This window comes from Catellatospora paridis, from assembly GCF_009720365.1.
In the GTDB taxonomy this organism is placed as follows: domain Bacteria; phylum Actinomycetota; class Actinomycetes; order Mycobacteriales; family Micromonosporaceae; genus Catellatospora; species Catellatospora paridis.
This window is the reverse complement of sequence record NZ_WBZD01000021.1, coordinates 288685-298858: the sequence shown is the minus strand read 5'-3', so window position 1 is coordinate 298858 and position 10174 is coordinate 288685. Positions and strand designations below refer to the sequence as shown.

Annotated in this window: 9 protein-coding genes; 5 read left to right on the top strand and 4 right to left on the bottom strand. The window is 70.3% G+C overall.

The window, feature by feature from the left end; all coding sequences use genetic code 11:
- Positions 1 to 27 precede the first annotated feature (27 nt).
- Positions 28 to 1461, bottom strand: coding sequence for an RICIN domain-containing protein (locus F9C41_RS35365; protein ID WP_155391190.1), 1434 nt, complete (start codon positions 1459 to 1461; stop codon positions 28 to 30).
- Positions 1462 to 1478: 17 nt separating this feature from the next.
- Positions 1479 to 2897, bottom strand: a complete 1419-nt coding sequence (locus F9C41_RS35360) for a pectinesterase family protein (protein WP_230690243.1) — start codon at positions 2895 to 2897, stop codon at positions 1479 to 1481.
- A gap of 294 nt (positions 2898 to 3191) precedes the next feature.
- Between F9C41_RS35360 and F9C41_RS35355 the strand changes: the two genes are divergently transcribed.
- Positions 3192 to 4148: an inositol-3-phosphate synthase gene (locus F9C41_RS35355; RefSeq protein WP_155391189.1), complete on the top strand. Its 957-nt coding sequence runs from the start codon at positions 3192 to 3194 to the stop codon at positions 4146 to 4148.
- Between the two features lie 98 nt (positions 4149 to 4246).
- On the top strand, positions 4247 to 4771 hold the full coding sequence (locus F9C41_RS35350) for a 2'-5' RNA ligase family protein (protein WP_155391188.1): 525 nt from the start codon (positions 4247 to 4249) through the stop codon (positions 4769 to 4771).
- A 10-nt stretch (positions 4772 to 4781) separates the two neighbouring features.
- On the opposite strand, the gene F9C41_RS35345 is transcribed toward F9C41_RS35350, so the two are convergent.
- Complete coding sequence (locus F9C41_RS35345) at positions 4782 to 6986, bottom strand: sigma-70 family RNA polymerase sigma factor (protein WP_230690242.1); 2205 nt, start codon at positions 6984 to 6986, stop codon at positions 4782 to 4784.
- A gap of 207 nt (positions 6987 to 7193) precedes the next feature.
- Between F9C41_RS35345 and F9C41_RS35340 the strand changes: the two genes are divergently transcribed.
- The 3 genes from F9C41_RS35340 to F9C41_RS35330 all read left to right on the top strand — a co-directional run bounded on the left by F9C41_RS35340 (position 7194) and on the right by F9C41_RS35330 (position 9325).
- Positions 7194 to 7829, top strand: coding sequence for a GNAT family N-acetyltransferase (locus tag F9C41_RS35340; RefSeq protein WP_155391186.1), 636 nt, complete (start codon positions 7194 to 7196; stop codon positions 7827 to 7829).
- 33 nt (positions 7830 to 7862) lie between these two features.
- Positions 7863 to 9065 carry a cation:proton antiporter gene (locus F9C41_RS35335; protein ID WP_155391185.1) on the top strand — a complete coding sequence of 401 codons (1203 nt, stop codon included), beginning with the start codon at positions 7863 to 7865 and terminating at the stop codon, positions 9063 to 9065.
- Positions 9066 to 9148: 83 nt separating this feature from the next.
- Entirely contained in the window at positions 9149 to 9325 is a 177-nt protein-coding gene (locus F9C41_RS35330; protein ID WP_155391184.1) for a transposase, read from the top strand.
- 253 nt (positions 9326 to 9578) lie between these two features.
- Here the strand turns inward: F9C41_RS35330 and F9C41_RS42080 are convergent, their stop codons facing one another.
- Positions 9579 to 10109 carry a MerR family transcriptional regulator gene (locus F9C41_RS42080; RefSeq protein WP_155391183.1) on the bottom strand — a complete coding sequence of 177 codons (531 nt, stop codon included), beginning with the start codon at positions 10107 to 10109 and terminating at the stop codon, positions 9579 to 9581.
- Positions 10110 to 10174 lie beyond the last annotated feature (65 nt).

Genomic DNA, 10174 nt, shown 5'->3' with positions numbered 1-10174 from the left:
GGCGCCGCCCGCCCCCACGACAGCCCGTCAGCCGATGTTGGCCTGCGGCCCGGCGTAGGTGCCGAGCAGGTTCGGCACGTCGGCGGCCGCGTCGAGGGTGTAGGCGTAGAAGCTGCTCGGCGTGAACGCCGACCCCAGCGTCTGCTGCTTGCCGGTGCAGTTGACCATGATGCTGCCGCTCTGGCGCAGCTGCGCCGTCGAGTCGGGGTAGAACGGGTCCTTCACGTTCTCGAAGTAGCTGTTCTCCAGCACCATCTTCGTCGCGCCGCGGGCGTAGTTGCCGTATGAGGTGACGTTTTGCAGGTAGTTGTTGTACAGGTGGGCGTACGCGACGTTGTCGGTGCTGGGGTTGCGCTGGTTGGTGTCCTTGATCCAGTTGTGGTGGATCGTCATGCGGGCGGTGACGTTGTCGGTCCAGCCGATGCCGAACGCCTTGTTGTTGCTCGACAGCACGTTCCAGGAGATCGTCAGGTAACTGGTGTCCTTGCGGCTGTCGATCAGCCCGTCGTTCATCCGCGTGATCGTGTTGTGGTCGATCCACACATGGTCGGCGGTGTCCATCTGGATCCCGTCGTAGTCGTACACCTTGTCGTCGGGGTCGTCGTCGGCCATCTGCGTGTCGCGGATGGTCAGGTTGCGGATGATGACGTTGCGCACGCCGGTGCCGAGGAAGAATCCGCCGCCGACGATGTGGCCGCTGGTCCCGACCCCGACGATGGTCTTGTTCGAGGCGACGCGCAGCTCGGTGCCCTTGGGCGTGACGGTGATCGCGCCGCTGACCCGGATGACGTACGGCTCGGTCGCGGTGACGTAGCGCTGCAGGTCGGCGAGGGTGCTGACGGTGACGGTCGCGCCGGCCGCGCCGCCGGTGGTGCCGCCGCCGGTCGAGGCGAATCCGTCGGGGCTGTTGGACCACGTACGCCCGCCGACGCTGGTGAACGCCCACTGCTTGTTGGTGTTGGCGGTGCACGTCTCCTGGATGATCTGCGCGCCGTTGGCGGTCGAGGCGTCCTTGAGGCTGACGCACAGCCCCGAGTGCACGCTGATGATCTGGTACGTGTTCGTGCCGCTCGCCACCAGGCGCCACTGCTGGTTGGCCTGACTGGACACGCACCCGTACTGCTGCAACTGCACCCCGGAGGCCGTGGACCAGTCGGGGATGTCGATGCACTTGCTGCTGCTGACGTTGACCAGCTGGTAGTTCGAGCCGACCGCGGTCAGGCGGAACTGCTGCCACGGCGAGTTCGCCGTGCAGCCCCACTGCTGCAGCAGCGCGCCGTTGGCCGACGACGCCCCCGGCACGTCGATGCACTTGCCGCTCTTGGTCACCACCAGCTGGTATGCCACACCGGTGGCGGGTGCTGCCTGGGCGGGTGAGGACGGCAGGGCGACGAGGGCGGCGAGCATGGTCGCGGCGAGCGTCGCGAGGGCGTACCGCCGCCTGGTTCTGATCTTGTTCATTGCTCTTCTCCTAGGGGTCAGCCGACCGGGTTCCAGCCGTCGGTGCCGGCGAGGTACTTCTGCGGGCTGTAGTTCGGGGCGGCGGCATCCGACAGTTGCGGCCGGTTGCTGTTGGTGCCCGCGCCGGAGCCGGTGTTGCGGTATTCGAGGAACCGCGCGTTCTGCCACGTGTTGCCGGACATGTCGGTCCACGGCTGGGCGGTGCGGATGGTCGCGGACAGGTTCGATTCGCGGAACAGCACCTGCGCGGCAGGCCCCCAGGGACGGCCGAGCTGGGTGACGCCGTTGGCCGTGCCGGTGATCGTGCAGCGGTAGACGAGGATGCCGTAGGCGTTGGCCGGGTCGGTGCGGGCCGCGGTGATCGGGCCGCCGCTGGTGCGCTTCTCGTGGATGGTGCTGGCGTTGAACACCGCGGTGCCGCCGCCGAAGATGAAGTCGACGGTGCCTTCGACGTACGAGTTGACGATGTAGGCGCGGTAGTTGTTGAGCAGCAGCGTGTCCTGGTTGCCGAGGAACCGGACGTTGTCGAACACGGCCCGGTCGCCGTTGAGGTTCGCGGCGACGGCCTGGCTGCCTTCGCCGTAGTCGTTGGCGATGGTCAGGTTCACGGCGCGGAAGTCGCGGCCGTTGACGAACACGGTCGCGCTGCCGGAGGTGCCCCATCCACCGGCGGAGCTGTGGTTGTTGACGATGACGGTGTTGCCCGCCGATCCGCCCAGACCCTGCAGGGTGAGGTTGGGTTTGTTGGACGGGATGGTGACGATCTCCCGGTAGGTGCCGGCCTTGATGGTGATGACCTGGCGGGCGGAGCTGTTGGCGGGTGCGGCGTCGACGGCGGCCTGCACGGTGGTGTACTGGCCGGTGCCGTCGGCGGCGACGGTCGCGCCGGTGCCGCTGCCGACACCGGTGAAGGCCCACTGCTTGTTGGTGTTGGCGGTACAGGTCTCCTGGATGATCGCGGCACCGTTGGCGGTCGAGGCGTCCTTGAGGCTGATGCACAGCCCCGAGTGCATGCTGATGATCTGGTACGTGTTCGTACCACTGGCCGCCAGGCGCCACTGCTGGTTGGCCTGACTGGACACGCACCCGTACTGCTGCAACTGCACACCCGACGCCGTCGACCAGTCGGGAACGTCGACGCACTTGCTGCTGCTGACGTTGACCAGCTGGTAGTTCGACCCGACCGCGGTCAGGCGGAACTGCTGCCACGGCGAGTTCGCCGTGCAGCCCCACTGCTGCAGCAGCGCGCCGTTGGCCGATGACGCTCCCGGCACGTCGATGCACTTACCGCTCTTGGTCACCACCAGCTGATACGCGACGCCGGTGGCGGGTGCTGCCTGGGCGGGCGACGGTGTCATCGCCGACGCTGCGCCCTGCGCGGCGATCGCGAGCACGACGGCCAGCCACAGCCTCGCTCTTGTCGGTTTGCCTGGCACTGCTGTTCCTCCTTCTCCAACGGTCGGGCCCCGGTGTCGCGTCGCGTGGCGCACCCGCTGCGATGCCGGATCGGCCCCTGTTTCGATATGAAGACGGCACGGCGTCGGGCGCGATAACAGGAACGGGCGCGAATTTTCTCGCCCGTCCCGACAAAGTCCGCGCACCTTGGACACCTACGCCAGGCGCTGCCGGAACACCGATCGGACGCCCCCGACGGTGCGGGCCGCTCCACGGCGGGCGGGCGGCCAGGCCACGCAGACCGGCGCTCGCCGATGGCGCGCTAACCTCATCCCATGATCGAAAGAGCCAGGGTCGCCGTCGTCGGGGTGGGCAACAACGTCTCGGCCCTCGTCCAGGGGATCGCGTTCCACCGCGCCACCGGCAGCCTGGTCGGCATCTGCCGTCCCGAGGTCGACGGGCTCGGTGTCGGCGACATCGACTTCGTGGCCGCGTTCGCCGTCTCCGACGCAAAGGTGGGTCAAGACCTCTGCGACGCGATCTTCTTGGCTCCCAACAACTTTCCGCGTATTGCCGCCGAACTGCCGCCCTCCGGCGTCCGGGTGCAGCGGGGCCTGACCGACGCGAGCGAGGTCGACCGCGTCGCCGGCGCGCTCGCCGGAGCGGAGGTCGTGCTGTATTCCGCACCGTCGGGCCGGCCCGAGGTCGCCCGCGCCTACGCCGAGGCGGCTCTGCGCGCCGGGGCGGCGTTCATCAACACGACCTCCGACGTCGTCGCCCGCGACCCGCAGTGGATCGAGCAGTTCGAGGCCGCGGGCCTGCCACTGCTCGGCGATGACCTGACCAGCCAGTTCGGCACCTCGATCGTGCACAAGACGCTGCTGCGCCTGCTGGAGGAGCGCGGGCTCACTCTGACGAGCTCCTACCAGGTCAACCTGGGCGGCACCGAGGACATCCGCAACCTGGCGAGCAACGGCGGCAGCAAGAAGCAGTCGAAGCTCAACGCCCTGGGCTCGGACCAGTCCACCGCAGGCAGGATCGAGATGGCCCCGATCGGGCACATCGCGAACCTGCGCTCGGAGAAGGTCGCCTACCTCAACATCGAGGCGCAGGGCTGGGGCGAGACGTCGGTCAGCCTCGACATCAAACTCAAGGTCCACGACCCGAGCGGTGCCGCGGGCGTCACCGTCGACCTGGTCCGCATGGCGGCCGGCGCACTGCGGGCCGGGCGCGGCGGCCACGTCCCCGCCGCCGCCACGATGCTCAAGTCTCCGCCCGGCACCACGGCCTGACCGGCGCAGACATCCCCTGTGGCGTGCTGTCGGGCGCTGCTGGGCTTCGGGGCGGAAACCTGTTGGCGGAGTCGCTGTCGTGGTCGCAGACTGCGGCGATGGAACCTACCCAGACTGCGCTCATCGTGCCTATACCTGACGCCGAGCCGGCAGTCGGGCGGTTCCGCGCCTCGCTGGACCGCGCCGCTGCCTGGGGCGTGCCCGCGCACGTGACCGTGCTGTACCCGTTCCTGCCACCGGAACAGGTCGACGAGACGGTGCTCGCGACCGTACGCGACATCGTCGCAGCGGTGCCACGATCCGATGTCTGGCTGACCCGTGTGGACTGGTTCGGCGACACCGTCGTCTGGCTCGCACCGCAGCCGGATCAGCTGTTCCGAGACCTCACCGCAGCGGTGTGGCGCTGTTTTCCGCAGGCGCCTCCGTACGGCGGAACGCACGCGGAAGTGGTGCCGCACCTGACGATCGGTCACGACGCCGCGCGGCCGGTGCTGGCGAACGCCGCGGAGGCGGTCTCGGCGCAGCTGCCGATCCGGACGACCGTCGAGGTGGTCCGGCTCATCGCCGGAACACCGGACCACAGCCCTTGGCGCACCGTGTGCGAGTTCCCGCTGGGCACGTGAACTCGTTCGGTCACGCGGGCGGCGGAACGGCTCCGCCCGCGGTCATCGACGCGCCCATCGTCTTGTCCTTGCGGTTGAGCAGGAACGTCGTCGCCGGCAGCCCGCCGGAGGGGGCGCGTTCGCCACGGGCGGTGGCCGGGTCGCCGCTGCGCAGCACCGTGGTCGCCCAGCCGTCCTGGCCCCACGAGTTGTCCGCGTCGTCGACGCCGCCGCCGACCTGGACGTCGCGGCCGTTGGCCAGGGCCAGGTTGTTGCGCAGCCGCGCCGAGGAGTAAGCGAACGCGAACCCGGTGCCGCCGTTGCGGAAGGCGGTGTTGTTGGTGACCGTGAGCCGCCCCGGGTTGCTGGCCTCGGTGAACCCGTACCCTGCGTTGTCCCAGGACGCGTTGTCGACCACGACGTGCGCGACCGCCGGGGCGGGTGCGCCGCCGCCGAGTTTCAGACCGTTGCCGGGGCCGTTGAACGCGGCGATGTCCCACCTGTTGTGGCCGTTGCCGTAGGCCCAGTTGCCGACGACCGTCACCGGGTCGGTGAAGTTGCTCAGGTCCAGGCCGTCGCCGGAGTTCTCGGCGAACCGGCACCCGCGTACGACGTTGCCCGCCCCGGCGCCGTTCTTGATCGCCAAGCCGTCGGCGCTGCCCCCGCGGTCGACGGTGTCGTGGTTGCGGGCGAAGTCGCTGTCGAGGACCTGGTTGCCCTGCGTGCCCGCATCGCGCAGGGTCAGCGCGGTGTCGCCGTTGTCGTGCAGCCACAGCCTGCGGAACACGTTGGCGCGGCAGGCCCGGCACACGTAGGCGTGGCTGGGCGCGTTGCGCATCTCCAGGCCCTGCACGGTCCAGTACCCGCCGGTCTGGGTGATCAGCCACTGGCCGCCGGGCAGCGCGGAGCCGTCGATCACGGGACGCTCGCCGACCAGGTTGCTGAGCGTGATGCGGCGACTCTCGGTCCCGCTGGTGGTGATCGCGACGGTCGCGGTCGGGCGGTAGGTGCCCGCGCGCAGCGCGACGACCTGCCCCGGCTGCACCACCTGCACGGCTCTGGCCAGGGTGGCATAGGGCCGGGCGGCGGTGCCCGGCCCGGTGTCGTCGCCGTCGGCCGCGACGTAGATGTCCGCGCTGGTGACACCCTCGGCCGTCACCACGTGCCGGGCCGCCGCAGGCGGCACGGACGGCGACGGCGACCGCGTGGCCGGCGAAGCAGGTGCGGCGCCGGGCGCGGGCGCGGCCTGCGGCGGGCCGGGTGTCGGCGGCGCGCCCGCCGGTGGCGTGGTGCCGGAGACGGCCAGCACCGCGGCGGTGGCCGCGGCGACCCCGACGCCTGCGGTGCCGACGACCTTCATGTTGAGGTATCCGACCACACGGCGGACCGCGTCGGCGGCGACGGCAACCGTGCCCAGGCCCCCGCCCGACGTCGACGCGACGATCTCCGGAAGCCGTCCGGCCAGGAACGCGGGCACCGGCAGCAGCCACGGAAGGGCAAGCACCCGCACCGCCGGGACGCCACGGCGACCCGCGAGCAGGCACGCCTCGCAGCCGGCCACGTGCCGGCCGAGCCGTTTGAGCCAGCGCGGCTCGGCGGTGCGGTCCCACGCCGCGGCCGCCTCACCCAGGCCGGGGCAGTGCGGCGTCGCGCGCAGCGCCCGCAGCACCGTCAGCGCCAGGTCGAGGCGGGCCCGCATGCGCTGGACCCGGACGGCGGTGTGCGCCGGGCTCAGCGACAGCGCCGCCGCGACCTCGGCACGGGTCATCGCCCCGGCGACCTCCTGCGACCACAGCGCCAGGATCTGCCGCTCGGCCGGACTGAGGAACCCGGTCGCCTGCGCGATCAGGCGCAGCTCGCGGTCCAGGTCGACGCGGTCCTCGGCGAGGGCGGCGACGTCGGCGCCGGGGTCGGAGGGCTCGTCGACACCGGGGTCGATCGGCTGGGCCGCGCGGGCACGATGGCGGGCCAGGCGGCGCGCGCGTTCCTGGATCTGGCTGACCGCGATCGACACCAGCCACGCCTTGAACCCGTCGGCGTCGCGCAGCCCGCGCAGGTGCCGCACCGCGCGCAGCATCGTCTCCTGCACCACGTCGTCGACGTCGGGGTCGGCGCCCAGGGCGCGGCGGACCACCGCGTACACCAGTGGCAGGTGATCGCCGAGCAGGGACTCCAGGGCATGCCGGTCACCGGCGCGGGCGGCGGCCACGCGCGCGGCATCCGCCGTCGGGGACAAGGCGCGTTCAACTCCTCGGTACGCGTATCGCGACCGGGACCGGGCCGGTCGGCACGTGCCCGACATGGTGACATCCGTAAATGTTCGTTGTAAAGCCGAACTAACAGCACTCGGGTCGTCGGCGGCTGCCGGCTGGGCGCGGACGGGACGTGCCGTCCGCGCGATCGAACCTTGGCCGGGCTGCTCGCGTACTGGACAATCCCGCACATGCGTAATGATCTTCACGGCGCCGCCGCGGTCCGCCTCGACTGGCCCACCCGGGCCGACGAGCAGCTGCGCGGCGAATGCCATCGGGTGATCGCGGCCGTCGTCGAGCAGGGCGGGGCGATCGGCTGGCTGCAGGTGCCTTCGCGCGAGCAAACCGACGCGTGGCTCGACGCGATCCTGCAGACCGCGGGCACAGAACGTGGCGGCCTCGTCGTGGCGCGGGTCGACTCGCGCGTCGAAGCACTCGGGGCGTGGTCGGCCGGACCGCCCGGACCCGTGGGCCACGTCGCGAAACTGACCAAGGTGATGGCCCATCCGGACGCCCGCGGCCTCGGACTCGGCAAGCGGCTGGTCCGCGCCCTGGTCGACGCCTGCACCGACGCCGGGATGGAGGTGATCACCCTGGGCGTACGCGGCAACAACCACGGCGCGATCGCGCTGTACGAAGCCTGCGGCTTCCGCACGTGGGGCGTCCTGCCCAACGCCGTCGCGGTGGACTCACTCCGCTTCGACGACGTCCGCATGTTCCTGCCGCTGCCGCTGCCCGCGGGAGTCCGCATCCACGGATCGGCGGCGGGCGGCCCCGGCGGCTCCGGGCGCGGGTCCTCACCGACTTCCCACCACAAAAGGGACTAAGTCCCTCAGAATGGGCAGGGTGAGGAGTCGCCCGTGCTCGCCGTACTGATGCTCGGCCTGGTCCTGGTCATCTGGGCCATAGTCGCCCGACCGGCGCAGCGCTACAGCGTCACCGTGCCCATCGCCATGGCCGCCGCCGGCCTCATCCTCACCAACGGCACCCACCCCCTGGTCAACGTCGAGGTCACCGGCCCCGTCGTGCGCCACCTCATCGAGATCACGCTCGCCCTGGTCCTGTTCACCGACGCCACCGACATCAGCATGCGCTGGCTGCGCGAAACCGGCCGCGTACCCATGCGCATGCTGTTCATCGCCTTCCCGCTCACCGTGCTGCTCGGCTTCGCCGCCGGCGTCCCCCTGCTGCCCGGCGCCGGCTGGTGGGTCTGCGCCATCTGCGCCGCCGTACTCGCCGCCACCGACTCCACCCCGATCCTGCCGCTGCTGCACGACCGGCGCCTGCCCGCCGGCATGCGCCACACCATCACCGTCGTCAGCGGCCTCGACGACGGCATTGCCGCACCGCTGGTCCTGCTGCTACTCGCCGGCGCGATCGGCACCGACGACCTGGAGAGCGTGCTACTGGAACTGCTCATCGCGCTCGTCGCGGGCCTGATCACCGGATACGGCGGGGCCAGACTGCTCACCATCGCCCGCCAGCGAGGCTGGAGCACCGAGGAAGCCGAACGAGTAGGACTGCTCGCGGTGGCGATCACCGCGTTCGCGATGGGCGAGGTCCTGCACGGCAACGGCTTCGTCGCCGCGTTCGTGGCCGGGCTGGCCGCCCGCGCCACCGCACCGCACATGCCACGTGCCACGCTGCAGACCGTGTCGGACGCGGCGCTGGTCCTGTCGGCGGCCGTGTGGTTCGTGTTCGGGTCCCTGATCGTGCCCGCGTTCATGGACGGCCTGGAGTGGCGGGTCTTCGTGTACGCGTTCCTGTCACTGACGCTGGTCAGGATGCTGCCGGTGGCGCTGTCACTGCTCGGTAGCCACGTGCCATGGCGGGAACGCTGGGCACTGGGGTTCTGGGGGCCACGCGGCCTGGACAGCATGGTGCTGGGCATCATCGCCCTGGAGCAGCTGTCGGGCCTGGATGCGGACTGGGTCGCCGACGTCGTCGTGGTCGTGATCAGCCTGAGCATCCTCATCCACGGACTGTCCGCCCGCTACTTCGCCTCCTGGTGGGACCGGCGCAGCCGGGCCCTCGCGGGGTCGGCCAGCCCTTCCGGCAACTAGCCGTATACCGCGCTGGCGGTTCTCCAGGAACTCGCCGAGGCAGCCGTGACGGCCGGTGCCGAGTCCGGCATGTCTGATGGGTCGTGGAACGAACCCTGGCCTGGATCACCCGGTACCGGCGCACCGTCCGCGACTACGAACGCCACCCCGAACACCACGCCGCGATGGTCCAGTGGGCCATGGCCATCGTCATGACCCGGCGCCTGGCCCGCTACCAACACACCGGCCGACTCGGCCCCACCTCCGCCAAAACCGGGTGACCTCGCTATTTAACGGGCTCTTGCAACAACCTGGGGGTCAAGGGATCGTCGGTTCGAATCCAGCCAGCCCGACAGGGTAAATGTGCAGGTCAGAAAGCTGGTCCGGATCATCGGATCGGCGCTTTGCGCGTGCCGGGAACCAGTTGATCAAGTAGCCCATGTGCGCTACTGGGCGGTCCACCGCTGCCCCTGGGTGGCCGGCGGCCGTAAGTCGTGCCAAGCCAGGCGGCCGGGCACGCGCCGCTGGCGATGGTCAGGACTTGCCACGATGGGCTGGGCCTTCCTCGCCGCTCCGCTGCGGGTGCCCGGCCGCGACCGGCCGCGGTTGCTGCTCGACGGGGCCACGGTGATGGCCACCCTGAAGATGATGGCGTGGTACGTGTGGCTGGCCGAGCCTTGCGGAGAGGTCGACCGACTCGTCGTGACAGGGCTGCCCCGCATTCCCTGCGGCGGTGGCCCTGGTAATGATGGCCTCGAGTCGGTCGCGGGCACCCACGAGCCCGCTGATCTCCGTGTCGATGCGTTTGTGCTCGGCCGACAGCTGGTCGAGCATCGCCGGTACCACCTTGCCCGTCTCGAAAGACGGCAGCAGGCCCACAATGGTCCTGCTCGTCATTCCTGCCAGGTACAGCTGCTGAATCAGTCGAACGCGGTCGACCGCGCTGTCCGGATAATGCCGCTGACCGCTGGAGCTGCGTTGGGAAGCGAGCAGGTTCTGCTCCTCGTAGTAGCGCAGTGCCCGCACGCTCACACCGGCACGAGCGGCGAGTTCACCGATGCGCATCAACGCCTCCTACGTGACCCCTGTCACGTCACTTGCCTCTGACATCCACGTCAGCTTTTAGCTTT

What these genes read in the sequence shown, in the direction of transcription:
- F9C41_RS42080 (WP_155391183.1), bottom strand. Translation starts at nt 10,109, where the DNA reads ATGCGCATCGGTGAACTCGCCGCTCGTGCCGGTGTGAGCGTGCGGGCA.
- F9C41_RS35350 (WP_155391188.1), top strand. Translation starts at nt 4,247, where the DNA reads ATGGAACCTACCCAGACTGCGCTCATCGTGCCTATACCTGACGCCGAG.
- F9C41_RS35365 (WP_155391190.1), bottom strand. Translation starts at nt 1,461, where the DNA reads ATGAACAAGATCAGAACCAGGCGGCGGTACGCCCTCGCGACGCTCGCC.
- F9C41_RS35340 (WP_155391186.1), top strand. Translation starts at nt 7,194, where the DNA reads ATGCGTAATGATCTTCACGGCGCCGCCGCGGTCCGCCTCGACTGGCCC.
- F9C41_RS35355 (WP_155391189.1), top strand. Translation starts at nt 3,192, where the DNA reads ATGATCGAAAGAGCCAGGGTCGCCGTCGTCGGGGTGGGCAACAACGTC.